General features: G+C 68.9%; 24 protein-coding genes. 5 read left to right on the plus strand and 19 right to left on the minus strand.

Annotated elements, in window-relative coordinates:
* The first annotated feature begins 6 nt into the window (after positions 1-6).
* Positions 7-801, plus strand: coding sequence for an ABC transporter ATP-binding protein (locus CYFUS_RS36630; RefSeq protein ID WP_095989424.1), 795 nt, complete (start codon positions 7-9; stop codon positions 799-801).
* A 33-nt stretch (positions 802-834) separates the two neighbouring features.
* Positions 835-1,167, plus strand: coding sequence for a MazG nucleotide pyrophosphohydrolase domain-containing protein (locus tag CYFUS_RS36635; protein WP_095989425.1), 333 nt, complete (start codon positions 835-837; stop codon positions 1,165-1,167).
* A 7-nt stretch (positions 1,168-1,174) separates the two neighbouring features.
* Here CYFUS_RS36635 and CYFUS_RS36640 read toward each other — a convergent pair whose 3' ends face one another.
* Together CYFUS_RS36640 and asnB are read right to left on the minus strand one after the other, a co-directional pair.
* A complete protein-coding gene (locus tag CYFUS_RS36640; RefSeq protein WP_232537011.1) occupies positions 1,175-2,995 on the minus strand; it encodes a penicillin-binding transpeptidase domain-containing protein in 1,821 nt (606 codons plus the stop codon).
* A gap of 114 nt (positions 2,996-3,109) precedes the next feature.
* Positions 3,110-5,026, minus strand: coding sequence for an asparagine synthase (glutamine-hydrolyzing) (gene asnB / locus CYFUS_RS36645; RefSeq protein WP_095989427.1), 1,917 nt, complete (start codon positions 5,024-5,026; stop codon positions 3,110-3,112).
* A gap of 204 nt (positions 5,027-5,230) precedes the next feature.
* On the opposite strand from asnB, the gene CYFUS_RS36650 reads away from it, so the two are divergent.
* Complete coding sequence (locus CYFUS_RS36650) at positions 5,231-5,707, plus strand: MarR family winged helix-turn-helix transcriptional regulator (RefSeq protein WP_095989428.1); 477 nt, start codon at positions 5,231-5,233, stop codon at positions 5,705-5,707.
* 33 nt (positions 5,708-5,740) lie between these two features.
* On the opposite strand, the gene CYFUS_RS36655 is transcribed toward CYFUS_RS36650, so the two are convergent.
* The 15 genes from CYFUS_RS36655 to CYFUS_RS36730 form a co-directional block, all read right to left on the minus strand.
* On the minus strand, positions 5,741-6,145 hold the full coding sequence (locus CYFUS_RS36655; RefSeq protein ID WP_095989429.1) for a DUF5335 family protein: 405 nt from the start codon (positions 6,143-6,145) through the stop codon (positions 5,741-5,743).
* 289 nt (positions 6,146-6,434) lie between these two features.
* Positions 6,435-6,653, minus strand: coding sequence for a hypothetical protein (locus tag CYFUS_RS53295; RefSeq protein WP_232537012.1), 219 nt, complete (start codon positions 6,651-6,653; stop codon positions 6,435-6,437).
* Positions 6,654-7,602: 949 nt separating this feature from the next.
* The gene (locus tag CYFUS_RS36670) at positions 7,603-8,280 is read right to left on the minus strand and encodes an SMI1/KNR4 family protein (RefSeq protein ID WP_095989431.1); all 678 of its coding nucleotides are present in this window, start codon (positions 8,278-8,280) and stop codon (positions 7,603-7,605) included.
* Between the two features lie 2 nt (positions 8,281-8,282).
* On the minus strand, positions 8,283-8,606 hold the full coding sequence (locus CYFUS_RS36675) for a hypothetical protein (protein WP_095989432.1): 324 nt from the start codon (positions 8,604-8,606) through the stop codon (positions 8,283-8,285).
* A gap of 3 nt (positions 8,607-8,609) precedes the next feature.
* Positions 8,610-9,221, minus strand: coding sequence for a hypothetical protein (locus tag CYFUS_RS36680; protein ID WP_157758873.1), 612 nt, complete (start codon positions 9,219-9,221; stop codon positions 8,610-8,612).
* Positions 9,222-9,252: 31 nt separating this feature from the next.
* Positions 9,253-9,753 (minus strand): DNA/RNA non-specific endonuclease, encoded by a 501-nt coding sequence (locus CYFUS_RS51255; RefSeq protein WP_157758874.1) that lies wholly within the window; start codon positions 9,751-9,753, stop codon positions 9,253-9,255.
* A gap of 468 nt (positions 9,754-10,221) precedes the next feature.
* Positions 10,222-11,457: an ISL3 family transposase gene (locus CYFUS_RS36690; RefSeq protein WP_095989294.1), complete on the minus strand. Its 1,236-nt coding sequence runs from the start codon at positions 11,455-11,457 to the stop codon at positions 10,222-10,224.
* 105 nt (positions 11,458-11,562) lie between these two features.
* On the minus strand, positions 11,563-13,920 hold the full coding sequence (locus CYFUS_RS36695; RefSeq protein ID WP_095989435.1) for an RHS repeat domain-containing protein: 2,358 nt from the start codon (positions 13,918-13,920) through the stop codon (positions 11,563-11,565).
* 9 nt (positions 13,921-13,929) lie between these two features.
* On the minus strand, positions 13,930-14,802 hold the full coding sequence (locus tag CYFUS_RS36700; RefSeq protein ID WP_095989436.1) for a DUF4123 domain-containing protein: 873 nt from the start codon (positions 14,800-14,802) through the stop codon (positions 13,930-13,932).
* Positions 14,799-15,158, minus strand: coding sequence for a PAAR domain-containing protein (locus CYFUS_RS36705; protein WP_095989437.1), 360 nt, complete (start codon positions 15,156-15,158; stop codon positions 14,799-14,801). Before CYFUS_RS36705 ends, CYFUS_RS36700 begins: the two co-directional genes overlap by 4 nt.
* Before the next feature lie 77 nt (positions 15,159-15,235).
* Positions 15,236-16,102 (minus strand): sulfite exporter TauE/SafE family protein, encoded by an 867-nt coding sequence (locus CYFUS_RS36710; protein WP_232537013.1) that lies wholly within the window; start codon positions 16,100-16,102, stop codon positions 15,236-15,238.
* Complete coding sequence (locus CYFUS_RS36715; protein WP_095989438.1) at positions 16,099-16,440, minus strand: rhodanese-like domain-containing protein; 342 nt, start codon at positions 16,438-16,440, stop codon at positions 16,099-16,101. Before CYFUS_RS36715 ends, CYFUS_RS36710 begins: the two co-directional genes overlap by 4 nt.
* 13 nt (positions 16,441-16,453) lie before the next feature.
* The gene (locus CYFUS_RS36720) at positions 16,454-17,140 is read right to left on the minus strand and encodes an MBL fold metallo-hydrolase (protein ID WP_095989439.1); all 687 of its coding nucleotides are present in this window, start codon (positions 17,138-17,140) and stop codon (positions 16,454-16,456) included.
* A gap of 100 nt (positions 17,141-17,240) precedes the next feature.
* Positions 17,241-18,599 carry a sigma-54 interaction domain-containing protein gene (locus CYFUS_RS36725; protein WP_095989440.1) on the minus strand — a complete coding sequence of 453 codons (1,359 nt, stop codon included), beginning with the start codon at positions 18,597-18,599 and terminating at the stop codon, positions 17,241-17,243.
* 17 nt (positions 18,600-18,616) lie between these two features.
* Positions 18,617-19,882: an NAD(P)/FAD-dependent oxidoreductase gene (locus tag CYFUS_RS36730; protein ID WP_232537014.1), complete on the minus strand. Its 1,266-nt coding sequence runs from the start codon at positions 19,880-19,882 to the stop codon at positions 18,617-18,619.
* 244 nt (positions 19,883-20,126) lie between these two features.
* Between CYFUS_RS36730 and CYFUS_RS36735 the strand changes: the two genes are divergently transcribed.
* Entirely contained in the window at positions 20,127-20,915 is a 789-nt protein-coding gene (locus CYFUS_RS36735; RefSeq protein WP_095989441.1) for an aminoglycoside adenylyltransferase domain-containing protein, read from the plus strand.
* Positions 20,916-21,000: 85 nt separating this feature from the next.
* On the opposite strand, the gene CYFUS_RS36740 is transcribed toward CYFUS_RS36735, so the two are convergent.
* A complete protein-coding gene (locus tag CYFUS_RS36740; RefSeq protein WP_095989442.1) occupies positions 21,001-21,213 on the minus strand; it encodes a mersacidin/lichenicidin family type 2 lantibiotic in 213 nt (70 codons plus the stop codon).
* Positions 21,210-24,554, minus strand: coding sequence for a type 2 lanthipeptide synthetase LanM family protein (locus CYFUS_RS36745; protein WP_095992454.1), 3,345 nt, complete (start codon positions 24,552-24,554; stop codon positions 21,210-21,212). Before CYFUS_RS36745 ends, CYFUS_RS36740 begins: the two co-directional genes overlap by 4 nt.
* 198 nt (positions 24,555-24,752) lie before the next feature.
* Here CYFUS_RS36745 and CYFUS_RS36750 point away from each other — a divergent pair, with 198 nt between their 5' ends.
* A complete protein-coding gene (locus CYFUS_RS36750) occupies positions 24,753-25,967 on the plus strand; it encodes a vWA domain-containing protein (protein WP_095989443.1) in 1,215 nt (404 codons plus the stop codon).
* Positions 25,968-26,084: the final 117 nt, after the last annotated feature.

Raw genomic sequence — 26,084 nt, forward strand, 5'->3', positions numbered from 1 at the left:
GAAGCGATGAGTGACACGAGCGGCGGGCCAGTACGCAAGCTGGCCATCGAGGTGAGGGAGCTCCACAAGTCCTTCGGCGACCAGCAGGCCTTGCGCGGCGTGGAGCTCGTCGTTCCCGAGGGCACCACCTGCGTGCTGATGGGCATGTCCGGCTCGGGCAAGTCGGTGCTGATGAAGCACATCATGGGCCTCTTGCGCCCGGACCGGGGCGCGGTGCTCGTGGAGGGCCAGGAGGTGGCGAAGATGGACGAGGCCACGCTCGATCAGATGCGCCGCAAGCAGGGCATCCTCTTCCAGGCCAATGCCCTCTTCGACTCCCTCAATGTCTTCGACAACGTGGCCTTCCCGCTGCGCGAGCGCACCCGCATGCCCGAGGAGGAGATCCGCCAGACGGTGAACGAGACACTGGCCAAGGTGGGGCTGTCCCACGCGGCCCAGCGCTTCCCGGGCGAGCTGTCCGGCGGCATGCAGAAGCGCGTGGGCTTCGCGCGCGCCACCATCCTCCGGCCCAGAATCCTCCTGTACGACGATCCCACGGCCGGTCTGGATCCGCTCACCACCGCCGCCGTCAACGAGATCATCGTCACCGGCAAGCAGCAGCTCGGGGCGACCTCGCTCGTCATCACCCCGGACGTGGCGTCCGCCTTCGGCATGGCCGACAGCCTCGCCCTCATGCACGAGGGCCTCATCGTCGCGTCGGGCCCACCGGACGTGGTCCGCGAGTCCCCCCACCCGGCGGTGAAGGCCTTCCTGCGCAACTGGCTGGCGCGCCGCTCGAAGAACCGCACGCCCCAGGGTTGACAGCCAGCGGGGCCGCCAGCGAGGAAGGACGGCATGATCTCACTCCCCGAAGGCGCGACGATGAAGGACTACCAGCGCTACATCCACGAGCTCGAGACGCTGCATGGATGGCTGAAGGTGGACCTGGTGCACAACTGCTTCCTCATGGGCGAGGAGGTGGGTGAGCTGTTCAAGGCGGTGCGCCGCTACAACAAGTACTACGACGAGGGAAAGAGCACCCCGACCGAGGAGGCCAGGGCCCACCTCGCCGAGGAGCTGGTGGACGTCTTCAACTACCTGGTGGCCATCGCCAACCGGACGGGCGTGGACCTGGAGCAGGCGTTCCGCGAGAAGAACGCGCGCAACCAGCAGCGCACCTGGAGCTGAGCGGCGCTCACAACGCCGCGGCGAACCTCGCGGCGATGGGCACGGCGACCCGGCCCCCCACACCGCCCCCCTCCACCAGCACGGCGAAGGCAATGCCCTGGCGGAAGCCGATGAACCACGCATGCGTGGGCAGGGGCGTGCCGGTGCCGAACTCGGCGGTGCCCGTCTTGCCGGCGAGCCCCGTCACGCCCACGGCCGCCCGGCCCGAGCCCTCGGTGACCACGGCCCGCATCAGCGCCTGCAAGGGCGCGCGGGTTCCCGGTGCGAGCGGGGCGCTGGGGCCTCCCGACAGCTCGGTGAGGAGATAGGGCGAGCGCCACCTGCCCGACTCGGCCGCCGCGGCCACCGAGGCCATGTGCAGCGGCGTGGCCAGCACGCGGCCCTGGCCGATGGAGGCAGCCGCCCGCTCGGCCTCATCCCGGGGCACGGGGAACGAGGCGCCGGGAGAGGGAAGCCCCACGTCGTACGCCACGTCGAAGCCGAAGCGGTGGGCCGCGTCCTCGAGCGCGCCCGTGCCGAGCCCCGCGGCCAGCGTCACGAAGGCGGTGTTGCAGGAGTGGGCGAAGACCTGACGCAGGCGGGAGACCCCGAAGGCCTCGCCCTCGAAGTTGCGGAACGCCTTGCCCCCCACCGTCACCGTGGGCGGGCACGACACCGCGGCGTCCACACCCATGCCCCGGGCGAGCAACGCTTCCGACGTGACGACCTTGAACGTCGAGCCGGGCGGATAACGGCCGGTGAGCGCGCGATTCAACGGCTGCTCGAGCGGTCGGCTGGCGAGGGCGAGGATGGCGCCCGTACGCGTATCCACCGCGACGAGCGCCGCGGGCCAGGTCACTCCGTCGAGCGCGGCTTCCGCGGCCGACTGGATCTCGGGCAGAAGCGTGGTCCGCACCGGCGTACCGGGTGCTCCCGCGAAGCGGCCGAGGACGCGCACCTCACCCGAAGCACGGGTGAGGCGCACCTCTCCGGACGGGAGCCCCGCGAGCCGCGACTCATGGGCCAGCTCCAATCCCGACAGGCCCACGGTGTCTCCCCGCTGGTAGGTCGGCCCCCACTGCGCGAGCAGCTCGGCCGTCACCTCCCCCACCCGGCCCAGGGTGTGCGCCGCGAAGCCCTCCTCCGGGGTGAGCCAGGCGCTCTTGCGGCGGAAGAAGATGCCCGGCACGGGCGCCAGCGCCGGACGCACCTGCTGGTAGAGCGCGGGCCGCACGTCGATGATGGGAACGAAGTGCTCGGGGGACACACCCGGTGCGTTCAGCGTCTTGTCCAACCGCGCCGGATCCACGCCCAGCCGCGTCTGGAGCGCCAAGGCGACGGCCGCGCGGCTCTGGATGCGCCGGGGCTCGACGCCAATGGTGATGACCTCGCCCTCGCCGGTGAGGGGATGCCCCCGCCCATCGAGCAGGCGGGCCCGCTCGGGACGCGTCCTCGTACGCGAGAAGCGGTCCCCCTCGCGCGCCTCGGGGTGCAGCACCGCCGGAGACCAGCGCACCCACCAGCGGCCCTCCTGGCGCACGAAGCGCAGCACGCCGTCCACCTCCCACTCGCCCAGCCCGCGCAGGACGTGCAGGGCGCGGAAGGTGACCAGGGCGCTGTCCGCCTCGCGCTCGATGCGTCCCAGCTCGAAACGTGAGGCGATGATGCGCAGCTCGTCCCGGAAGCGCTGGTGTTGCACCTCGAGATCGGCTGGCGGCTCGACCACCGCGCGCCTCATGGCGGCGAGGTCTCCCTCGCCCCAGGCCCGCAGGTAGTCCCGGGCCACGTCGAGCGGGCCCACCTCCACCGGCGCCGGCCGACCACGTACGGACACACACGAGGCCAACATCAAGGCCGCCGCGACACTGACTACCCTCCACCCTCGCCAGAACACGCCTCGCACTGTGCGGGCGCTCTCCGTCGAGTCAAGAAACGAGGAGGAGGCGCCCCGGCGGCCTGGAAGCTACCCGCCCAGCCGAGGCTCGCTCGTGAGCTCACGCGCCTCGCCGAGCGGTGCGCCCTGGCCCGCCGAGGTGGATGGGACCTGCTTCACGCCGTAGTCCTCGAGCCACGCGTTGAGCATCAGCACCTGCTCCATGCTCGAGCGCGCCCACGGGGAGTCGTTCTCCGCTGCCTCCTGGGTGAGAGAGCGCGCGTGGGCCTCGTCGAGCAGCGGCTTCACCGGAGCCCGCGCATCGTCGAGCATCGAGGTGAACTGGCCGCGCAGGAAGCGCACGTACTCGGGATCCTTCGTGGAGGGATAGGGGCTCTTGCGCCGCTCCACCACCGACCTGGGCAGCAGGTCCGCCGTCGCCGCCCGCAGGAGGCTCTTCTCCCGACCGTCGAAGGTCTTCATCGACCAGGGGACGTTGAACACGTACTCCACCAGTCGGTGGTCGCAGAACGGCACGCGCACCTCCAGGCCCGTGGCCATGCTCGTGCGATCCTTGCGGTCCAGCAGCACCTGCAGGAAGCGCGTGAGGTGCAGGTAGAACACCTCGCGCATGCGCCGCTCCAGTCCCGTCTCCCCCTCCAGCCGGGGCACCTCGGCGAGCGCCTCCTGGTAGCGCGCCTGGAGGTAGCCCTGGATGTCGAGCCGCCGCAGCAGCTCGGGCGAGAGGGCGTGGTAGCGCGAGCCAAAGTGCTTCGTCGTCATGGCATTCCAGGGGAAGGCGTCGGCCGCGATGGCCTGGGGATCATGGAACCAGGCGTAGCCCCCGAACACCTCGTCCGCGGACTCGCCGGAGAGCGCCACGGTGGAGTGCTGACGGATGGCGCGGAAGAGCAGGTACATCGACGTGTCCATGTCCCCCATGCTCACGGGCAGATCCCTCGCGTGCAGCACGGCGGCGCGCGCCTTGGGATCCGCCAGCTCGCTCGCGGACAGGACGATGTCGGTGTGCTGGGAGTGGACATGCGCGGCCACTTCCGCCACGAAGGGGGCATCCGGCGTGCCACGCAGCTCGTCGGGAGTGAAGTCCCGCGCGTTGTTGACGAAGTCCACGGCGAACGAGCGCACGGGCCCGGCGCCCTGCGCGACCAGGGCACGCTGCGCCAGCGCGGTGATGGCACTGGAGTCCAGCCCTCCGGACAGCAGCGTGCACAGCGGCACGTCGGAGATGAGCTGACGCGAGACGATGTCCTCGAGCAGCTCGCGGATGGTGCGCACCGTGGTCTTCAGATCGTCCGTGTGCGGCCGCGCCTCGAGCTTCCAATAGGCCCGCTCCTTGAGGCCGTCGCGCGTCACCGTCAACACGTGGCCCGGGCGCAGCTCGCGCATGCCGCGGAAGATGGCCTCGCCCGGCGTCTTGGCGAACGCGAGCAGCTCGCGCAGACCGTCATCGTCCACCTCGGCGCGTGCCATGGGGTTGGCGAGGATGCCCTTGGGCTCCGAGCCGAACAGCACGCCGTGGGGCGTGGGGTAGAAGTACAGGGGCTTGATGCCCAGACGGTCGCGCACGAGCAACAGCTTCTGCTCGCGCACGTCCCACAGGGCGAAGGCGAACATGCCGTTGAAGCGCTCGACGAACGAGGGCCCCCACTGCCGGTAGGCCTCGAGCACCACCTCGGTGTCGCTGTGCGTGCGGAAGGTGCGCCCGAGCGACACGAGCTCCGCCCTCAGCTCCCGGAAGTTGTAGACCTCGCCGGTGTAGACGAGCACCGCCACCGGCTTGCCCTCCTCTTCCGCCACCATCGGCTGGCGCCCTCCTTCCAGATCGATAATGGACAGACGCCGGTGCCCCAGGGCCGCATGTGGCTCCAACCACAGCCCTGAATCATCGGGCCCCCGGTTGTGCATCGTCTGGGCCATCGCCTCCGCGGTGCGACGCTCCCGCGTCAGGTTCCGCTCGAAATCGATCCACCCCGCGATTCCACACATGGTCGACCACCTCCTGTTCAATGACTTTCGTATGGCATCAATCGGTCGGCGCGATGCCTCTCCGGCCGCGTCTCGCCCTCGCACGAGGAGGTGATAATCGCATTCGTTGCGCCGCGCAACGATGCGCCGCGTCGTGAAACGCATCACCAGGAGCGGCGCCGTACGAAGGGCTGATATAAAGTGAATTCAAACCATCGAGGTGTCATGGCAGAGAAGTCGGAAACACGACAGCGGACCCACATTCCCGGGCAGACCCTCTCGGTGATGGAGCGGGAATTGAGTGTGTTGGTGCGTCGGCTGGGCTCGCTGCTCTGGAGCAAGAACGAGGAAGGAGCCCTGGATCGGTGGACGTACGCGCTGCTGATGCGGCTGGCGGAAGAAGGCCCGTTGCGCGGGGGCGAGATGGCGCGACGCTTCGGCATCGACAAGTCGACCGCCAGCCGACACCTCGGCCGGCTGGAGGGCCAGGGGTTGATCCGAGCGGATCCGGATCCAGAGGATGCCCGCTCGGTGCTATTCCAGGTGACGGAGCAGGGAGCGGAACACCTCGCGGCGACCCGCGCGACGCGGCTCCACCCCCTGCGTCGGGTGGTCGCCTCGTGGCCCGAGCGCGACCGCTCGGAGCTCACCCGGCTTCTCGGCCAGCTCAACCGGGAGCTCGACCAGTACGGAGACACCTAGCCCGGCACGCGGGCAGGCCGTGGAGCGGAGGGCTCACAGGCCCGGCGCGGGCGGCTCCGCTTCCTGGATGCTCGGGTGGGCCCAGGCGGGTACGTCCCCTTTCTCGAAGAAGAGCAGGGTCCTGGTTCCACTCCGGTCCTCGATGGCGAGACAGTCGAGGTCTCCGTTGTCATCAATCTTGAGGTAGACCTGCACGGGCCGGGCGATGCGATGCAGGAAGTCCTGGTGTTCATCTCCCAGGGTGAACTCGATGGAGCCCAGCTCCGAGCCCCTGGGCTCCACGTCGATGCCCAACAGGGGCAGCGCGCGAACCAGCTCCTGGGCCCCCATCTGCACGCTCTCCACTTCCACGCGGACGGGATGACTCAGCGCCCGCCTGCTCAAGCCCGCGAAGTAGTTGAACCACCCCTGAGGCGGAATCTCCGTCGTGCGTTCCATGCGCGGCCTCCTCCAGGAAAGGTAGGTGCGCGCCACGGAGGGAGGCGGGCTTCGGCGTCCGCCCTCCCTCCCCCGCTCACCCGGCGGCCAGCTCCCGCTCCAGGGCCCGCGCATCGGCCTCGGCGAGCGTTCGCGAGCGCTCGAGGGCATGCGCTCCGCGGCTGCCCAGCCCCGCGAACTTGAGCAGGAAGAGTCCCAGCGCGGTCCGCAGGAGGTATTTGCGCCGCTCCTGTTGGACATGGACGACGGGCCAGTCCTCAGACGAGCATGCGCGTGACGCCCGGGAGCCCTACGCGGGCGGCGGCGAGGAGGGTCGCAGGTGGCTGTAGGCGATGGCCGCCAGCGCGTCGAAGACGGGCACGGTCCAGGAGGCCCCATGGACCCGTCTCCACTCCTCCGCGAAGGCCATGAAGGCCTCGAGCTGCTCCGGACTCGGAGACACCTTGGGCCGCCGCCGCTTGGCCAGCGCGAGTGCCTCCAGCGGGCTGTACCCTCGCGACACGAGCACGCACAGCGCCAGCAGCGCGCTGCGGCCGATGCCGTACTCGCTGAATGAAGACCTTCTCCCCCCGATCCAGGCGCTCGCGGACCCAGGCCACCCCGTCGCGAATCATCGGCAGGCTGATGGCACACATGTCCACCGTGGGCAAGTGCAGCAGGGTGATGCCGTGCTCGCGCAGCACGCGCTCGTCGTCACAGCACTCCACCCGGACGTCGACGACGCAACGGATGCCGAGCCGCTGGGAGAGATGGGCCGCGGCTTCCATCGGGAAGCTGCCTCCCACCACGAGCTCGGGAGTCACCCAGTCGAGGTTTCATCTCCATCGGCTCCTGCAACATGCGTGGCGCTCCCGTCAGGGGGGAGCACACGATAGGAATCGGGCTCGCGAAGAGAAGCGAAGGGACGCGGGCGCGGATGCGCCACGGGCCCTGGACGTTGAAGGCCCGACACAGGCCCTCCTCTCTTCATTTCTTCCGGCCCTCGAACACGCAGGTGCAGCGGCTCCTCCCGCTTGGCGTTGAAGTGTCCAAATCCAATCGCGGATGTCCGCCTGGGGATGGGAGAACAGGCGCGCGCCCTTGGCGGCGATCTCCTCGGGGTTGCTCGCGCGCGCGCAGCCCCGCCATGGCCTGGGCCAGCCGCACCGGCTCCACGGGCCCTGGCGCCAGCTCGAACAGCTCGCCCGCCACCTGGTTGACCCAGCCCTGCTCCGTAGCCGGACTCGGCGTCGTTGAGCATCCCCATGAGTACCGGGGTTTCATCCATCCTCCAGCCAACACTCCGCCACACGTGGGGGAAAGGCCAGCACCATGGCGAAGGAGTACCGAAGTCCTGGAGCGGGAGGGGGCGGCGGTACGTAGCTCGAGGCTCGGCGAAGTTCGCGGGGCAGGCCGTGGTGGGCTTTGCGTACGGTGGTGCGTGAGTACCAGAAGTGATCCATCAGAAGCCCGACAGCTCAATCACCACCCCGTCTCAGTTTCTCTCGAGCCTCCTGCAACAGCACGGTCAACACGCGGCCGCGCACATGTCTTAGTTCGAGCAACTGCTTCCCGGAGCGTGTCCGGACTGAATGTGGGCGCACGCAGCCCTGCTCGGCCTGTCTGTCGAGCCATTCGATCAGCTCCGCCAGTGAGCGGGCCAGCACGGCCTTGTCATCCTCGTCCCGCCCGAAGTTGATCACCTGACCGACATGACCTTGGGGTCCTGGGGCGAGATCCACTCCGAGGTAGTTGCCCTCCAGAGGTTCCTTCCACAGCGGCACCCACCCCGGGTGGGTGTACACACGCTGAATGGCGCCCGGAGCCAGGGAGAGCGCGGATTTGTTCAAATCCTGCAACTCGCGGGCGGAACTGTGCGCACGCAGCCCGGCCCACTGTCTCCACTCGGCCTGGGCCTCGGCCACCGAGAGAAATTGGAAGCCGGCGAGCACTCCCATCTCCCCATCGCCCTGGCCGTCGTTCAGCCTCCACCACTGAGTCACCTCTATCGGGAGGGGACCGCCAACGACCTCCTCGAGTCCCTGGATGCTGGCCTCGTTGGCGGGTGGACGGAGTTGGTTGGCCAACTCCGGCGCATTCCCTTGCAACCACTCCCGGTAGCGCAGCCACGCTTGCTCGAGCGGAGCGCCCCACATGCTCAGTCCTCGTACTCGTAGTCGGCGCTCCAAGCCCAGCGCTCATCCGGCCGCTGCCGGAATAGATAGGTGGCGACCTTCAGTCCGGTGGCGTATCGGCGGTGTAGCAGGAAGAGCTTGCGCACGGCGAACTCCATGGATTCATCCGCCACCATCGAACCCGGTACCCCCGGGGCGGTTTCAAAAGAAAGCTGATAGCTCTCCTTGTCCCCGGCGCCGGGTTTGCACTCGGCCCGCAGGGTCACGGCATGCCAGCCCTGTGGCATTCTCGCGAGCACCGCCCGGCCCAACTCACGATCGACCTCGAACTGTTCGTCCTGGAGCATCGTTCAACCATAGAGGAACTGCGTCTCGACCTCAAAAGTATTCCGGTCACCCTTGACCCGCCAGAGCGGCCATCGCAACTCCCGGCCATGCCGATCATACAAGCGGAAGGCCCTTTGCAACAGTGCCTCCAATTCAGGCGTGACGGCGAGTTCCCGACGCTCCCGGTCGAGGAAGGCCACCAGCTTGGCGGGAGTCGGCAGCCTGCGCTCGAAAACGACCTTGTTCCAGTTGGCGCCAGCAGCCGCGATCATCGCTTTGGCCACCTCCTGATCCAGCGCGGTCCGTTCCTGGACCAGCGCCTCGTGGGCCGCCAGCGTTTCGAGTGCTACCTGGTAGGTCCACCCCGCCCCACTTCGCCGGAAGCGGAATTCGATCATCCGTATCGGCTCGCCCGACTGCGGAGCCCGCTGGAAGAAGGTCCTCAGCGCCTCCGTCAACGCGCTGGAGTTCTGCTTGATGGGGGGCGGCTTGGGCGCCTCGATAAGCCCCCCTTGTAAGGCAATTCCCTCCTGATCCATCGCTACTGCTTGGCAAGACGCCTCCGTATGGGAGGAATGCGCGTCCTTGAGAAACCCCAACATCAGACTGCCCAGTGACTCGATCTGCGGCTGCAACTTCTCCCGAATACCCAATGTCTATCTCCGATCAGTTCCTGGGGTTGGCAATAGTCGTTCGGAATCCTGGCACTCTATTTCCATCCGGCCCCACGAGGTCATGGATGACTTCGTGGGGTCGCATCTCGTCGCCATGATATTGAGGCTCGTGAATGGACCTGCTGCCCGGATTTTCCTTGGCGTACTCGATGGCCTGGTTCTCCCAGCGCTTCTTGGTGCTCAGGTTGGATTTGGTCCCATGCTCGGCGATCACGTTCTCTTGGACGTTGACGTTATCGGCATGAGCCGCGCCACGCTCGGGGACCAAGTGGCCACGGTGGTCGACCCCCGTCTGGAGTCCCTCGGGCCTGATGCTGCTGGACAGCCCCTCCTTCTCATAGGTGGTAGGAGGATCCAACACGCCCTCGGCATGGATGGTGCGGCCCTTGGAGTCTACATGGTAGACGGCATCCCCGTTGCCATACTCGACGCGACGGGTGCCCTCAGGCATAGACGTTCCATCCGACAGGAACATCTCGTCCTTGCCGAGCACCGTCTCCCGGCGCGAGCCTGGAGGAAGCGGCTCGGGTTCGGGGCGGATCTCAGGGACCGCTTCGGGTTCGGGTCGAATCTCGGGGACCGGTTCGGGTTCGGGTCGGCCCCGTAGGCCCTTCAGCCCACGACCCACGACCCAGGGATCGAGCAGGCTGCCCACCAGTTCGCCCAGTGCCCCACTTTTCTGGGTCTTCGGTACGTCGAGTGGGCAGGACTGTCGACAAGAGGCCGTGCGCATGGGGAGGACATGGGGCTCAAGGGCGTGCGGAGCCGAGCGATGGCCATGGGATTCAAGTCCCCGCGAGAGTTCGAGGCATGAATGAGACAGGGGCACGACCTGGGGTGCCGAAAGCCGCAGCTGTGCATGACAGAGCGCCTGGCTCCGCTGCCCTACTGGCCGGGTTGCAGTCGAATCTGTCGGCGCTGCGGGGCTCGGTCCCCAGCCGCCTGCTTCTACGGCGAGGGGCTATGCCGCTACTGGCAACGGCGGAGTGAACTCCATGCCCCCGCAGCACAGCAGTATCATCGCCCTGAATGCCTTGGGATTGCGGAAGCCATAGGCGCGGCGGCTGAGGGCTCGAATCTTGTTGTTGATTCCCTCCACCACTCCGTTGCTCAGTCCCGTCTCCACGTAGGCGAGAATGCCGTCCTTGTGCCGCTGGACTGTCTTCGCCAGCTTCGCGAAGGGGGCGAGCCTGGAGTGGCTGGCCCATTGACACCACTTGTCCAGGTGCTCCGAGGCTCGCTTGGGCTGCACGTAGTCCATGCCCCGTGCCAGGCTTTCCTTGAGCAGATAGGCCCGGTAGAGCGTCTGGTTCGTCTTCTTCAACTCGCTGAGCTTCTCTCCCTGGCGCACCGTCAGGTTCCACGGATTCTTCAGCAACGCCCAGCGGCTCTGTTTGAGCGCCTTTCCCTCCTGGCTCCCCGCCTGCTCGCGCACCTCTTGCCGGCGCACCGTATCCAGCGCTTCGTTCGCCAGCTTCTGCACGTGGAACCGGTCGAACACCTTGCGCACATGTGGGGCACGGTTGCCCACCGCCTTGCTGAAGGCCGCCGACAGGTCCATCGTCGCGTGCGTCAACTCCTTCGTCCTCTCCTCTCCCAGCTCGTCGAAGAAGGCGTCCAGGGTCTCTTCGTTCTTCCCCTCTCCCACCCAGACGACTCGCGAGCGCAGGTGGTCCACCACCAGGCTCACGTACTTGTGCCCGGCTTTCCAGCCCAGCTCGTCCACTCCAATGATTTGCAACCCCTCCAGGCGGCCTGGCGACAGGCGCTCCTCGACAATGCGCTCGATGATGGTGCCCACCGTGCGCCAGTTGATGCCCAGCAGCCGGCAGATGGAGGACTTGTCCAGGCGTTGCGCCTGCCAGGCCACCAGCTCCTCGAAGGCCCGCGTGAAGCTCGAGTCGTGCGCCGCCCAGGCCACCCGCTCCACTCTCACCCCATGCTCGCGGCAGTGCACACGGCGCGGGGCGTAATGCAGCCAGAAGATGGTTTGTCCCAGCGCCAGGTGCCGCCACAACCGCCCAGGGCTCGTGTCGTAGCCGGGGGCGGGCCGGCCGCACACTCCGCAGCGAGGCTTGCGCTGGCGCGGGCGCACCTCCACCACCACTCCCTTGGCCTCCAGCCGGGCCCCTTGCACACTCAGCCCCTGGATGCGCAACACCCGCCCCAGCACCTCTCGCAGCCTTGGCCCCGCCACGCCCCGCCTCCCCCTCCAGCACCCCGGGGGCGGCACGTATTGCAACTCCGCGACCTGGTCTCTTCCCAGAGCGACAGCCTCTATCGGCTTCTCGCTCCCCATCTCTCATCGGAGACCCTCCCGTCCACGGCGGGAACGCCCATTTCGGCTACAGAAGATCCACTTTTCTGCTCCATCGACATGCCGTCCCACGACATGACGAGGCCCACCATACCCACGATCCCCACGATGGCCAGCCCCACGGCCACCACGGCCGCGGCAAGGGGGGCGACCGCGGCAAGCAGCAGCAATCCGGCGCCGAAGAGGGCCGTCATCAGCAACCCCTTGGCGGCCCCTTCCAGGAAGCAGGAGAGGCAGAATCCCTCTCCGCTCAGGGCCATGTTGACGCCCAGCCCCACGGCCGTGCCCACGACGGCGCCCAGCAGCAGTGCTGGCAAGGCCACTCCGGCCACGGCCACCACCGCCGCCGCCGCCGCGACGCCGGCCACCACCGACAGCACGCCCCCCCCAACTCCAGAGCCCTAACGGATCCGTTCGGTTGATCGGATCGTTATGCGCGTAGGCATAGAAGTGGGTGCCGTTGAGCCATTTGAGCGGGTCTGGCGAGGTGTAGCGCCCGAGCCGCGGCGCATAGTAGCGGAAGCGGTTGTAGTGAAGCCCCGTCTCCTCGTCATGGTATTGGCCGGGCAGCCGCAGTGGGTTGTCTACCCTGCCGGAGACCGAGGCCAGGCCGAAAGCACCATAGACGGCGGACCAGACCACGCGGCCCAGCCAGTCCGTAATCCGCTCGGGTGCGCCCTGGAGATTGGTGTGGAAGAGGTAAACCTGTCCGTCCACACGCATAGCCAGCGGCACGTGGGTGCCAGGCTGGTAGAGATAGTCCTGGATGGTGACCTGACCCTGCTCGCGGCGCTCCTCTCGTACCAGGTGCTCGCCGGCCCACAGGTAGCGGACCTCTCGTCGAGCGGTGCGCTTCCACAGGCGCCGGCCGAGTGCATCGTAGCCAAAGGTCACCTCGAGCCCCGCGGGCGTGCGCGCCCTCACCAGCAGGTTTCGAGCGTCGTATTCGAAGTACCACTGCCCGGCTGGCTCGTGCAGCGAGATGAGGTTGCCCCTCTCGTCATACGCACACTGCTGCTCGCCCTGGTACAGCAGTCTGTCGGCAGCGTCGAACGAGGCCTGCTCCCCATTGGCCCTCACCCGGTTGCCGCACGCATCGTAGGCGAACTCCTCGTCGGGCAACCCCGCCGACTGCGTCGCCAGCAGTCTCCCCTCCGCGTCGTAATGGAAAGAGCGCTCCGCGTGCTCGGAGTCTTTCGTGGAGAGCAACCGTCCCTGCTCATCATGCGTGTAGTCCTGCCGGAAGAGCAGCGCGCCGTTGGCCCCGCCATGACGGCTTTCGCTCCACTGCGGCAGCCCCGCTTTGGAGAGGCCCACGGAGGTGGTGACGCCATTGGCCGCATGGAACTGGTGGCCCCGGTCGTTCGGCAGGTGTTCCATCGTGTGGAGGCCACCGTTCCAGTCGGTCACCTCCGCGAGCCGCAGGTCGGCGTCATAGCCATAACGCACCTGCTCGCCCGAGGGCAGCACCAATGCGGTGAGCAAGCCCGCCTCGTCATAGGTGTACTCGATGACCTGCTCGTCCTGTCGCTCGCGGACGAGTTTGCCCTGCTCGTCGTAGGTGAACTCCACCTCTCCTTCGGGCCCGGCTGCGCGCGTGACGCGTCCCCGGGCATCCTGCGTCAGGTGCAGCACCACGCCATCCGCGTAGCGGATTTCTCGGTGCGACGTGCCCTCGTAGGCCACTGTGAAGAGTGGCATCTGGCCCACCGAGCAGGAGAGCAGACGTCCTGACGCGTCGTAGGTGTAGTGCTCCGCCGAGCCGTCCGGGCGCTCCACCCGATGGGGGTTGGGCCCCGCGCCATAGGTGAAGCGGGTGCGTCGCCCGCCTGGATCCGTCAGCGTGGTGAGGCGCTCCCGCTCATCGTACTCGAAGCATGTGACCCCTCCGAGCCGGTCCTGAAGCAAGGTGGGTAGCCCAGAAGCCTGGTGCTCCAGCACGGTCGCCGTCTGGTCGGGATGGGTGAGCTTTCGTGGCTGTCCCTGAGCGTCGTAGGAGATGCGCCACACGTGCTGCTGGTCATCACTGATCTCGACGAGTTTGCTCCCCTGGTAGCGCATTCCGAACCGCATGCCAGAGGGGAGGGTGAGCGCTTGCAGGTGCCCCTCGGAATCGTTCTCCATATGCCAGCGGCGATTCAGGGGCGTGGTGACACCGCCTACGTAGCCGAGCGGGTCCAGGTGCAGCCGCCGGACATGGCCTCGTCCGTCCCTGGCGAGGATGTCCCCGGTGAGTGGATCCCGTTCGGCCTCCTGCCCCAGGGCATTCAGATTGCGCAGCAGGAGTTCCCCCAGCTGAAGTCTGCGCAGTTCTCTGGTCTGCTGCTCTCCGAGCTTGAGCATGAAGTCTCCTCATGTCCTTGGTGGCAATCGAGGGGATGCTTCCCGCCCTCCCTCGGGCGTGTAGTGAATTCGTAGGATCTGCTCCGGCTGCTCACCCTGCAGCCAGAAGCAGTCGATGGGGCCGAGGACTTCCCGCACGAGGGACGCGCTGCTCGTGCGCAGGAAGGGGCGTAGCACGCGTGGATCGTAGAAGCGGAAATACAGCTCCTGCCCTGTCGCTCCCTCCACCATCAGCAGCTTGCGCAGGTGCCGCCGCACCTCGGCGAATGGTTGGGCACAAGCAAGGTAGATGCCCCAACTCTTGCCCCACCCCTCCGCCAGAAGTGCGTGGAGCAGGCGGCCCTCTCTTGGCAGACTCACCAGATAAGGCGCGACCTCGGCGAGCACTTCGGCCTGTGGGCCCTCATAGAGGGACTTAGAGAACTCCACGGACTCCCGAAGCAGCACGCGGACGCGCTCGCTCCTGGCGGCGTCGAGCACGGCCAGCAAGGGTAATGACTCGACCTCAAGTACCTCCAGCAGGCGGCTGGCGAGCTGCACCCGCTCCGGTGTCAGGGGCTCCGCAGGGGGCGTCGCCCCTTCGAAGTAAACGGACAGGTCCGTGGTGCCGGCACGGACCCAGGCCCCATGGTGGATCTGGGCCTCCTTGGTGATGCGGCGCCCATCCAGCAGGGTCCCCGTCGCGCTGTCCAGGTCCCGCAGCAGGCAGGTCATTCCATTCCATACGAGCTCGAAGTGCAGCGCGGACAGATGCGGATCGCTCGCGACAACGAGACCGGCCTGCTCGCCCCGACCGACCCGGAGCACTTGTCCCGGCTCAAGTACAGCCCTGTGGAGGGCAGGAGCCTTGAATCGTATTTCGACGATAAGCCGCGTGCTCATGAGGCGGTTTTTGTCACGAAGGACGCGCCGCTATTAGAGGCCGAACTCATACACCCGGCCTGAGCCGGGGCGCCAATCAAGACAGTGGGACACCCGGCGACGACAACGCCACCATGCGAGGTCGGATCTCCCAGCCGGGCAGCGGGCTTGCCACCGATAAGCACCGTGGGTTCTCCCTGTGAGATGGAATCGGGTGGACCATTACACACGAGCATGTCCCCGACCCGGGCCGCTGGTTGGAAGCCGATGAGGACCGAGGGCTCTCCTGCCACCGTGGGCCCGCCGACATGCGGCACGGGTCCTGGCTCGACCTTCGGGCAGGTATGCATATCTGTAATCCTGGCTGCCGGCGGCATGGTTCCTCCTCGAGGACCGTGCTCAGACCTCAAGTCCCCTCCACTTTATCAGTTCCGGTGGGACGCTCCGCTTTATGTCAGCCCGGACGCGCCGGGCGCGGAGACTCCATGGCGGCGGCCCGACCCAGCGAGGGGAACGTCCGCCGGTTCTCGTAGAGGATGAGGACGCCCATCACCACGAGCAGGCCCGCGAAGGCTCGCTTGAGGGTGGCCTGGGAGATGAAGCGCGAAAGCCAGGTGCCGCCGACGGAGCCCGCGATGGCCAGGCCCGTGAAGAGCGTGAGGGCCCCCCACGCGACGTTCACATGACCGAGGTAGCCCGCGAACCCCACGAAGGAGTTGAAGGCGATGACGAGCAGGCTCGTGCCCACCGCCTGCTTCATGGGCAGACCGACCCGCAGGACGAGCACCGGCACGATGAGGAATCCCCCGCCAACTCCGACCAACCCCGTGAGCGCGCCCACGCCGAGCGCGGACGCGGCGATGAGGGGAAAGGAGGCCGCGCGCGGCTCGGCTCCGGTGGCCGGGGTGGTGAGCTCGCGCCGGGCGTTGCGCGCCATGAAGACCGCCGCCACCAACATCACCGTGGCGAAGAGCACCAGTTGCACGGTGCCCGGAAGGAAGACCGACAGACGCGCGCCGACGAAGGTGCCCCCCATCGCCATCGCCCCGAAGACGAGCGCGGCCCGGAGCTGGAGGTTGCCCGCGCGCCAGTGTCCGATGGCGCCGAAGAGGCTCGTGGTGCCCACGATCGCCAGCCCCATGGCGATGGACTCCTTGGGCTCGAAGCCCAGCACGTAGACGAGGATCGGCACCGTGAGGATGGAGCCCCCTCCCCCGAGCAGCCCCAGGGACACACCGATGAGCGCGGCGAGCGCGAAGCCCACCAGGGGCATGGCCGGAGGGACGAACAGCGCGAGCACGCCATGAAGGCCCGGGCTCACGTGGGCGGAACTCCCGAGCCGCTCGGCGCGGCGGACCCCTCGCGTACCGCCAGCATGCCCCCCTTGAGGTTGTAGAGACGGCCAAAGCCGCGCCGGGCCAGGATCTCGGCGGCCGTCACGGACCGCCGGCCCGAGCGGCAGATGAGCAGCAGCGGCTCCGCGCGGGACCAGGTGGCGCACGCGTCCTCGAGCGTGCCCAGGGGAACGAGCTCGGCCCGGGACAGATGGCCCAGGGGTCCCTCGAACTCATCGGGCTCGCGCACGTCGATGCGCCGCACCTCGGGCCCCAGGGTGTCGAGCTGCTCGGGAAGCAGATCCAGGAAGAGAGGAGAGGACATGGTCGCGCGTTCCTTACGAGTCCAGGCGCCCACAGGAGCGGTTGGCGGGCACGGCCACGTCCAGCTTCCGGGGCATGGGCAGGTGGAGGTTGCCCATGAGGTGGATGAACTCCTCGCGGCCGCGTCCCGCGAGGCGCGGGTTGTGCCGCTTCTCCTCGCCGATGGTCGTCACCGTCCGGCCCAGGTAGTCGTGCCCGGGGTAGACGAGCGTGTCGTCCGGCAGGGCGAAGAGCACCCGGGTGATGGAGTCGTGGAGATGGCCCGCGTCCCCATTCTGGAAGTCCGTCCGCCCGGTGCCGCGGATGAGCAGCGTGTCCCCCGTGAACACCCGCTCCCCCAGGCGGTAGCTCACGCCGTCATCGGTATGTCCCGGAGTGCCGAGCACGCGCACCACCAGGGCCCCGACGCACACCTCGTCCCCATGCCGCACATGGAGATCGGCGCACGACGCCCCCCGCTCACTGGCCACCACCGTGCACCCGGTACGCTCGCGCAGTCGCCCCGCGGAGGTGATGTGGTCCGCGTGCACGTGCGTCTCCAGCACATGGGTGAGGCGCAGGCCGAGCTCGCGCACCAGCGTGAGATCCCTCTCCACCTGCTCGAGCACCGGATCGATGAGAGCGGCCTGCCCCGAGGACGGATCTCCCAGGAGGTAGGTATAGGTCGAGGACTCGGCGTCGAAGAGCTGACGGAAGATCATGCCCCGCGCTCATTGCGATCACCGTGCCAGGGCCGCCCCTCCTGGAGGAACGCCCGGACGCCCCCTGGTTGAAACACCGCGTGAAACACCGGGAAACGCGCTACCGCGTGACCTTGTCCCCGAGCGCGCGCAACCGGCGCCACAGGGTGACGCGGCTGATGCCCAGCAGGCGGGCGGCCTGGGTGTGGTTGCCGCCCGCCTCCTCCAGCGCGGCGCGCAGGGTGGCCGGATCATGATCGTCCACCGGACGAACCAGGGCGCTGGCCGGACGCCCCGGCTGGAGGGACGCGGAGGGCACGCGGGGCTCGGCGGATGGGCGGGGCTCGGAGAACTCGGGCGGCAGATCGGCCTCGTGCAGCAGGGGGCCCTCTCCGATGACGAAGGCGTACTCCATCACGTTGCGCAGCTCGCGCACGTTGCCCGGCCAGCCGTGGCGCTCCAGCAGCCGCTGGGCTCCGGGGGAGATGCGCTCCACGTGGCGCGAGCCCTGGCGCTCCAACTCATCGAGGAAGCGCCGGGCCAGGGGCAGGATGTCCCCGCGCCGCTCGCGCAGCGAAGGCAGGAAGAGCGGCACCACGCGCAGCCGGTACATCAGGTCCGCGCGGAAGCGGCCCTCCTCCACCTCGCGGCGCAGCGCGCGGTGGGTGGCGGCGACGATGCGCACGTTGACCGGCACCGACGCGCGCCCGCCCACGGGAATGACGGTGCGCGTCTCGAGCACCCGCAGCAGCTTGCCCTGGAGCTCCAGGGGAATCTCCCCCACCTCGTCGAGGAAGAGCGTCCCCCTGTCCGCGAGCCGGAAGTGGCCCGGGCTGTCGCGCACCGCGCCGGTGAAGGCGCCGCGCACGTGGCCGAACAGCTCGCTCTCCAACAGGCTGGGGGGAAGGGCCGCGCAGTTGATGGCCCGGAAGGGACCCTTGCGCCGCGCGGAGATGGCGTGCAGGGCATTGGCCACCAGCTCCTTGCCCGTACCGGACTCGCCCCGCACCAGCACGCTCGACTCGGTGCGAGCCACCTTCTCCACGATGCGAAACAGGCGCTTCATCCCCGGATCGCGCGTCCACAGCCCGTGGAAGGTCTCCTCGACGTCCCCCTGCGGCGAGGCCCCCGCCTCCCCCGGCGAGAGCAACACCAACCACCCGAGCCGCTTCGCGCCCTCGTCGAGCGCCACGGCGCGCACGCGGATGGAGCACCCCGCCCCGCCTTCCCCGCGAGGCATGACCTCCAGGGGCCGCCCGTGGGACAGCAGCGCCTCGAGGCTCCCTTGTCCCTCGCGGAAGCGGAGCACCTCGGCGAGGGGCCGCCCCGGGAACAGCTCACCGAGGCCGAGTCGGACCCGCGCCTGGGGCGTGGCATCGGCCACACGCAGCCGCTCATCCACGAGCAGCACGTCACCGGCCAGGGCCTCCAGGGCGGAGCGCACCAGGAGCGTGTTGAGGGAGGGCCTGGAGGAGGACATGGGGCGAGAGGGGCGCGCTAGGCCCGTCCGCGTAGCATCAACTTCCAGTAGAGCTGCGGCAAGCCGTACTTCTTGAGCAGCCACATGTCATGCCGTTCCTTGATGGAATCGATGAACGGGAAGGTGGGCGTGGGCTTGCCCTCGTAGCCGAACTCCGCGAGCAGCAGCTTGCCGTAGGCCGTGGTGAGCGGGCAGGAGGCGTAGCCATCGTACTTCGCGGCGGGCTCGCGCCCCGCCATGACGGCCAGCAGGTTCTCCACCAGCACGGGCGCCTCCTTGCGGATGGCCGCGCCGGTGCGCGAGGTGGGAAGGTCCGAGGCATCTCCCAGCGCGAACACCTCCGGGTAGTCCGGGTGGCGCAGCGTGTACTTGTCCGCCTTCACCCAGCCCCGGTTGGGGCCGTCCTGCCAGGCCAGGGGGCTCGCCTTGATGAAGTCCGGCGCGCTCTGGGGTGGGCACACGTGGAGCAGCTCGTAGGCGAGGACGATCTGCTCGGCGCCTCCATCCGCCCGGGTGTGCCGGAAGACGGCCTCGTTGCGCGCTCCGCGCACCTCCACCAGGTCGTGCTGGAAGCGCGTGTCGATGCCATAGCGCTCCACCACCTGCTCCAGCACCGCCGCGTACTCCTTCACCCCGAAGATGGCCTTGCCCGCGGAGGCGAAGACGACGTGCGCGGCCTTGTCGAGGCCCCGCTTCCGGAAGTGGTCCGCGGCCAGGTACATGATCTTCTGCGGCGCACCCGCGCACTTCACCGGCGTGGAGGGGTGGGTGAAGAGGGCAGTGCCCCCCTGGAAGGCACGGAGCATGTCCCACGTCTTGGGGGCATAACGCGCCTCGTAGTTGCTGGAGACATTGGGCCGCGACTCCAGCGCCTCGCGCAGCCCGCGCACCTTGTCCCAGTCGAGCTGGATGCCCGGCGCCACCACGAGGAAGTCATAGCCGAGCTCCAGACCGCCCCGGGTGCTCACCTTCCGGGCCACCGGGTCCACGTCCCGTGCCCAGTCCTGGATCCACTTCACTCCCTTGGGAATGAGGCGGGCCTCGTCGCGCACGGTGTCCTCCACGCGCGCCTCGCCGGCCCCCACCAACGTCCAGAGCGGCTGGTAGTAGTGCTGGGCGCTGGGCTCGATGATCGCCACGTCCTTCTGCCCGGCGCGGGCCAGCCGCGCGGCCACGCTGATGCCCGCGGTCCCCCCACCGATGATGAGAATCCGATGCCTCGAGGCGCTGGGAATCCGGGCCAGCCGCGCGCCCTCCTGCCCTGCGCGGACGTGTTCGCTCATCGCTTCGCTCATGTCACTCCCCCGCTGTGGGAACCATCCTGGGTGGATGGAAGGACCCTGACCCAGTGCAGCACTCGTGCCACCCCTCTCCTCCGAGAACACACGAGCGCCCCATCCTCCGGTTGTTTCAAGATGTGTTTCAGGGTGTTTCACGCAAACCGTTCACCCTCCGCACCTCGAGCCAAGCACTCACTGGCCTCTAATCGCTGTCCGTGCCTTGCTCCATCGCGCTCCAGGAGGACGAATGAATCCCCCACAAGACATTCCCACGCACGTGGCCCCCGCAGTCGCGCGCTACACGGACGCCGTCGTGAAGCGACTCCAGGCCGTGCTCGGCGACGCGCTGCTGGGCGTCTACCTCATCGGCTCGAACAGCCTGGGGGGGTATGAAGCCGGACCGAGCGACATCGACCTCATCGCCATCTGCGCTCGGCCCGTGGAGCTCGCGACGAAAGAGGCCCTCGCGAGGGAGCTGGATCACCGCGCCCTGCCCTGTCCCGCCCGGGGCCTGGAGTTCGTCCTGTACCCCAAGGACACCGTCTCGCGGCCGACCCCGAGCCCCCGCTTCGAGCTGAACCTCAACACCGGCGCCGGAATGGGCCACCGGTTCACCGTCCGCCCGGAAGACGAGTCCCCGCACTGGTTCGTCATCGACCTCGACATCGCCCGCCAGCACGGGGTGAGACTGGCCGGACCGCCCGCCAACGAGCTGCTCGCACCCCAGGACAAGCGCTGGGTGCTCGACGCCATCCGCACCTCGCTCGCGTGGCACTCGCGGGAGGAGCCGGCGAGCGCCAACAACGTGCTCAACGCCTGCCGGGCCTGGCGGTATGCCGAGGAGGGCGTATGGAGCACCAAACTGGCCGCGGCCACATGGGCCCGGGAGCGGCTGGAGGAGCCGTCCCTCATCGATGCCGCACTCGCCACTCGGCGGGGTCAACCCGGCCCCGCGCTGACCCCGGAGGCAGTGCACGCCCTGGTGCAACGGGTTCTCCGCGTCGTCGAGCGCGCCATGCCCCGAGACAACCCATGAAGACGAGGGGCCTGGAACTCCCGAGGGAATTCCAGGCCCCTTCGTGCCCGGACCGGCTACCCGCCGGGCACCTCACCACGATGACTCAGTAGCAGTACTTCGGAGGACACGGCGTGCAGTAGGCCGACGTGGGCTCCAGGATGCCGCCCCCCGTCACGGACTCCAGAACGCTGTCGTCCAGGGCAAAGGCGGACGCCGGGTTGGCGGGCAGCGCGGCACGCTCCTCCGCCGACAGGCTGTTGAAGTACTCGGGGTCACGCCAGGCACGGAGGATATGCTCGGTGTTCGACTTGCTCATGGGGGCTCTCCCTTGGATGGGGGTTGGATCCTCGACTGCTCCGAATGCCGCCAACCCTTCGGCTTCGGAATCGTGTGGCCCGGCGGCGCGAGCGCGAGCAGGGAAGGCAGGCGTTCCGGCGCGGCCAGACGCGCCAGCCCGTAGCCGATGCCCGCGAGCCCCACCATGAGCCCCGGCGTCTCGATGTTGCGTTGCAGCCCGAAGAGGCAGCCCCGCTCGTCCAGGACGCGCAGCACCGTGCGGGCCCGCTGGTAGACCTGATGCTCCAGCGCCTCGTCTCCCAGGACGCGCGCCGCCTCCAGGAGGAAATCCAGGTTGCCCAGGTCGCCATGGCACAGGGAGTGGTTCTGGCCGAAACCGCCCGCGAGCGTCGTGGCCACGGCGTGGGCGAGCTCCTCGCGCACCCGGGCATCGTCATACATGGGCAGCCCCGACAGCCGCGCCAGACCGATGCCCGGCGCGCCATGGCACCACGCGGTCATGAAGTGCATCCCACCGCCATGCGGCCCCGCCAGCTCGGCGGCGCCCGCGCGCAGATCCGGCCAGTTGCGCTCCGCGGCGGAGAACAGCCCCCGCTCGAACTCGATGCCCTCGCGCGCCATCCGGCCGAAGCGCTCGTCGCCCGTGGCCGCCGCGAGCCGCAGCAGCGCCAGGCTGATGCCCGCGGCGCCGTGGGACATTCCCGCCAGGGCGAGCTGTCCCGCCAGCGGCACCACCCACCCCATGCCCCGCTCCTGGCGCCGGGCGGAGTCGAGCAGGCGCTCTCCACAGGCGCGGGCGGCCTTCCACAGCAGCTCCGACGGCCGGTGCTCCGCGAGCGTGAGCAGGGCGATGAGGCACCCCGCCGAGCCCACGCCCAGGTCGAGCATCTCATCGCGCTCGATCAGCGCCGGCAGCCGCTCCAGATAGTGCTCGGCCCTGTCCAGCGTCCGCGCGTCCGCCCACAGCACGCCCAGGTGCGTGAGTCCGTAGAGGACGCCGCCCCAGCCATTGAGCAGGCCCAGTCCCCGTACCTGGGAGGCATCCAGTTCGATCTGATGCTCCTGGGCGCACAGGGCCATCCGGGCGGTGCGGGTGAAGGACTCCTCGCCCGTGGCGGCCCCCAGGTAGCCGAGGAACAGGGCGATGCCCCCCAGCCCCTGGTAGAGATCGGCCCCCGCGTGCGCGAGCTGCCATCCGCCCGCATCGGCGTAGTCGAGCGTCAACCAGTGGGCCTCCTCCGGTCCACGGAGGCTCAACCCCACGAGCTTCTCCCCGATGCGCCGGGCCGCCGCGAGCAACTCCTCCCTCCCCGCGCGCTCGCCCGGCTCCGGGACCGGATAGGAGGGACGCTCGCCACCCGGCTCCCCCAGGCGCAGCGCATCGAGCGCGCGGTGGATGATCCAACGCTGGCGTTCGAGATCCTCGTCGGACAGGAGCGCCACCCGGCGCCGCACGCGCTCCAGACCAGGAGTCTCCAGGAAATCCTCCAGGCGCGCCCCCGAGCTCGTCCAGACGTGCCGCGTGCCGGGCAGGGTCGTGAACAGGGGGACGTCTCCGCGCAGGAGATCCTCGAGCTCGAAGGGAATCAGGGACGCCAGGAAGGGGCGCTCCACGGCGCCCTTCCAGAGGTGCTCGAGGAAGCACTGACGCTCCAGGGCATCCCCGAGCGCATGGGGATGGAAGCTCTCGAGCAACAGGGAGCCATAGACGGACGTGTGGCGGAAGACGACCCGCACCGGCGCCTCCGCGAACGCCGCGAGGGGCCCGTCCCCGGCGAGCAGCGCCTCTCGCCGCCGCAGCAGCAGGCGGTACATGCGCGAGAAGCCCTCGGACAACGCGTCGGCGTAGTCGAGCAGCGAGGCGTCCACCCCCTCCAGGCGCGGACGGTTGTGGGAGCCGGGGACCTCCACCTGGCGGCGCTCGAACCGCATGCGATCCGTGCCCCGCTCGACCGGCATGAGGAAGGCCTGGGGAGTGAGCTGCCCGGCGCTGGAACCGAGGCCACTGATGTCCACCCCGGGGCGCTCCCGGGTGCCCCAGGTGCGTTGGGGCAGCAGCCCGCTCTTGAGCACCGACTCCCCGAGGGGCGCTCCCGGATGGCGCTCGGTGTCCCGCTGTTCGCGCACGCGCACGGGGGGATGGAAGAGCGTCTCGAGGTCCACCAGCACGGGGTGCTCGCCGGAGGCGATCAGGTTCTCGTGATGGAAATCGGTGGCGTCGAGCACGTACAGCAGGGCGATGAAGCCGCCCTGGCGCAGATAGAAGCGGCGCACCTCCTCGGCCGAGGAACAGGGGGCCGGGGTCACGAACTCCACCCAGCCGTGGTCTCCGCGGTCGAGCACCTCGAGGGTGCGCGGGGCGGGCTCGAGGCCCTGCTGCGCCAACCAGGACAGGAGCCGCTGGAAGGCGGCCTCGGTGGCGAGGGACCTGGGCTTGTAGACCAGGCGCGTGCCCGACTCGAAGCGCAGCAGGAAGACACCCCGGCCACCCCGGTGGGAGTCCGAGACTCCGCCTTCGGCTTCCACCAGCCGGCCCAACGGCACGCCTCCCGAGAAGCGGCGCTGGAGCTCCGGCGCGTCCTCGCGGAAGTGGCGCAGCAGCTCCACCCCCGCGCGCTCCCAGTGGGCGATGCACTCGACGAGCTGACGGGCCAGGACGGGGTAGCGCGCCAGGATCTCCAGGGCCACCTCGCGTCGGCGCAGGGAGTGGGCGAAGTCCTGGAAGCGCGCCCGCGGCGTGTCGCCCGTGAGCCGCTCCTGCAACTGCGCCGCGTGCAACTCCACGACGAGGGTCCGGCTGAGCAACGGAGTCAGCAGCGTGGGCAGATGGCCCAGCAGCTCCCGCCCGAGGGTCTCGGGCTCGAAGAGCGCCCCGGGAAACGACGTCTCGAGTTCGCCCAGTCCGCGCAGGAGACGGGCGAGGCCGCTTCGCACCAACGGCTCGGCCAGGGCGAGGAACGCGGAGCGCTCCGGCCCCCCCGCGCGCTCGGGCCAGGAGAAGGGCTCGGAGACGGGCTCCACGTAGGCCCGTTCGATCTCCTGGAGCCACGCGGGGGCGGACTCCATGGACGACCGCAAGGCCTCGGGGGACAGGCCCAGCAGGGAGAGGAAGTCCTCCTCGGTGAGTCCATCGGCCGCGAGCCGGCGTGTCCACCACTCCTCCCGGACGAAGGGCTCCTGCGCGCGCCAGCGTTCGGCGCGGCGACGGGCCCGCTCCCCCGCTGTCCTGACCGGGCCGCCGTGACGCCGCAGGGCAAGGATGCGCTCGCTCAGCTCGGTTCCGAGATACCAGCGCGAGGCAGCAGGTGTTTCCCCTCCCTTCGCGCCCTGCGCATCGGCGTCATTGTCGGAGGAGGACACGCGGGCTCCATTCACGAACGAGGGTTCCGGGGAAGAAAGGCTCTTCCCGCCCTGCCCAATCTACCCGAACGCTCCCACGTGAAGTCGCCCGTCTTCACGAAAGAACACTCCCGTAGATCCGCGGGGCGGCTCGCGCGTTACAGCCCCGGCGCGCGCTGGATTGTCAGCACCCCTCCTTCCCTCACCGGACTCCCCGTCATGACCCTGAAGACCTTCTCGCGCCCCGCGCTCGGGGCCGCGCTCGCCCTCTCCATGTTCGCCGCGCCCCACGCCCTCGCGGGTGACCCTCCCCCGGCCCCGCCCGCCCAGGTCCAGCCCCAACAACAGACGCCCCCGCCTCCCGCGCCCCCACGGCAGGAGGCCCAGCCGAGGATCGATCTGGTCTTCGTCCTGGACACCACGGGCTCCATGAGCGGGCTCATCGAGGGCGCCAAGCAGAAGATCTTCTCCATCGCGTCGCGCATCGCCCAGGGCAAGCCCACGCCTCGGGTGCGGGTGGGACTGGTGGCCTACCGGGACGTGGGCGACGAGTACGTCACCCGGTGGACGGATCTCACGGACGACCTGGATGGCGTCTTCACGCACCTGCGCCAGCTCCGGGCGGATGGCGGCGGGGACACGCCCGAGCACGTGGGACGCGGCCTGGGCGAGGCGGTGTCGAAGCTGTCGTGGGACCCGAGCCGCGAGACGATGAAGCTCATCTTCCTGGTGGGAGACGCGCCGCCCGCGCAGCGCGAGAAGCAATGGAACTTCCAGCACTGGGTGAAGCGGGCGGCGGAGCAGCACATCGTGGTGAACACGGTGCGCTGTGGAAGCGACCCCGAGACCCAGACGCAATGGAAGTACGCGGCGAAGACGACGGACGGGTTGTACGAATCCCTGGAGCAGTCGGGCGGCATGGCGGCGGTGGTGACGCCCTATGACGCGGAGCTGGCCCGGGTGAACGCGGAGCTGGCGCGCAAGACGATGTACGCGGGGAAGAAGGAAGCGCGCGAGGCGAACCAGGCCCGGGCCGGACAGATGGCGGAGCTGCCCGCGGAAGCCGCGGCCGAGCGCATCCAGTTCATGAAGACGACCCGGGGCCGGGGCAAGGGGGCCGCCGCCGCCGCGGTGAGCAGCGCGCCCGCGCCGGTGCAGGGCGCGGTGGACCTGACGGCGCAGCCCGAGGCCCTCGCCGGCGTGGCGGACGACGAGCTGCCCGGGGAACTGCGCGCGCTGGACACGGCGGGCCGCGCGGCGAAGGTCAAACAACTCGCCGACGAGCGCAAGGACCTGGAGGAGAAGGCCGCGAAGCTGGCGGCGGAGCGCGACTCCTGGCGCGCGAAGAACGTGGCCGACAAGCAGGACGCCTTCGACGCCAACGTCATGAAGAGCGTGAAGGCGAAGGCCGCCGCGCACGGGCTGAGCTACTGAACCCTCCCCTTGCATGAACCAGCATACTCGCGCATTATCATGCAAAACAACGCACTAATGCGGAGATTCATGCGAACGAAAAGCGCTGGTTCATGCGTCATCTTGCCGATTTGGGAG

The sequence above is a fragment of the Cystobacter fuscus genome, assembly GCF_002305875.1.
GTDB lineage: Bacteria > Myxococcota > Myxococcia > Myxococcales > Myxococcaceae > Cystobacter > Cystobacter fuscus_A.

What these genes read in the sequence shown, in the direction of transcription:
- CYFUS_RS36630 (WP_095989424.1), top strand. Translation starts at nt 7, where the DNA reads ATGAGTGACACGAGCGGCGGGCCAGTACGCAAGCTGGCCATCGAGGTG.
- CYFUS_RS36635 (WP_095989425.1), top strand. Translation starts at nt 835, where the DNA reads ATGATCTCACTCCCCGAAGGCGCGACGATGAAGGACTACCAGCGCTAC.
- CYFUS_RS36640 (WP_232537011.1), bottom strand. Translation starts at nt 2,995, where the DNA reads ATGTTGGCCTCGTGTGTGTCCGTACGTGGTCGGCCGGCGCCGGTGGAG.
- asnB (WP_095989427.1), bottom strand. Translation starts at nt 5,026, where the DNA reads ATGTGTGGAATCGCGGGGTGGATCGATTTCGAGCGGAACCTGACGCGG.
- CYFUS_RS36650 (WP_095989428.1), top strand. Translation starts at nt 5,231, where the DNA reads ATGGCAGAGAAGTCGGAAACACGACAGCGGACCCACATTCCCGGGCAG.
- CYFUS_RS36655 (WP_095989429.1), bottom strand. Translation starts at nt 6,145, where the DNA reads ATGGAACGCACGACGGAGATTCCGCCTCAGGGGTGGTTCAACTACTTC.
- CYFUS_RS36670 (WP_095989431.1), bottom strand. Translation starts at nt 8,280, where the DNA reads ATGTGGGGCGCTCCGCTCGAGCAAGCGTGGCTGCGCTACCGGGAGTGG.
- CYFUS_RS36675 (WP_095989432.1), bottom strand. Translation starts at nt 8,606, where the DNA reads ATGCTCCAGGACGAACAGTTCGAGGTCGATCGTGAGTTGGGCCGGGCG.
- CYFUS_RS36695 (WP_095989435.1), bottom strand. Translation starts at nt 13,920, where the DNA reads ATGCTCAAGCTCGGAGAGCAGCAGACCAGAGAACTGCGCAGACTTCAG.
- CYFUS_RS36700 (WP_095989436.1), bottom strand. Translation starts at nt 14,802, where the DNA reads ATGAGCACGCGGCTTATCGTCGAAATACGATTCAAGGCTCCTGCCCTC.
- CYFUS_RS36705 (WP_095989437.1), bottom strand. Translation starts at nt 15,158, where the DNA reads ATGCCGCCGGCAGCCAGGATTACAGATATGCATACCTGCCCGAAGGTC.
- CYFUS_RS36715 (WP_095989438.1), bottom strand. Translation starts at nt 16,440, where the DNA reads ATGTCCTCTCCTCTCTTCCTGGATCTGCTTCCCGAGCAGCTCGACACC.
- CYFUS_RS36720 (WP_095989439.1), bottom strand. Translation starts at nt 17,140, where the DNA reads ATGATCTTCCGTCAGCTCTTCGACGCCGAGTCCTCGACCTATACCTAC.
- CYFUS_RS36725 (WP_095989440.1), bottom strand. Translation starts at nt 18,599, where the DNA reads ATGTCCTCCTCCAGGCCCTCCCTCAACACGCTCCTGGTGCGCTCCGCC.
- CYFUS_RS36730 (WP_232537014.1), bottom strand. Translation starts at nt 19,882, where the DNA reads ATGAGCGAACACGTCCGCGCAGGGCAGGAGGGCGCGCGGCTGGCCCGG.
- CYFUS_RS36735 (WP_095989441.1), top strand. Translation starts at nt 20,127, where the DNA reads ATGAATCCCCCACAAGACATTCCCACGCACGTGGCCCCCGCAGTCGCG.
- CYFUS_RS36740 (WP_095989442.1), bottom strand. Translation starts at nt 21,213, where the DNA reads ATGAGCAAGTCGAACACCGAGCATATCCTCCGTGCCTGGCGTGACCCC.
- CYFUS_RS36750 (WP_095989443.1), top strand. Translation starts at nt 24,753, where the DNA reads ATGACCCTGAAGACCTTCTCGCGCCCCGCGCTCGGGGCCGCGCTCGCC.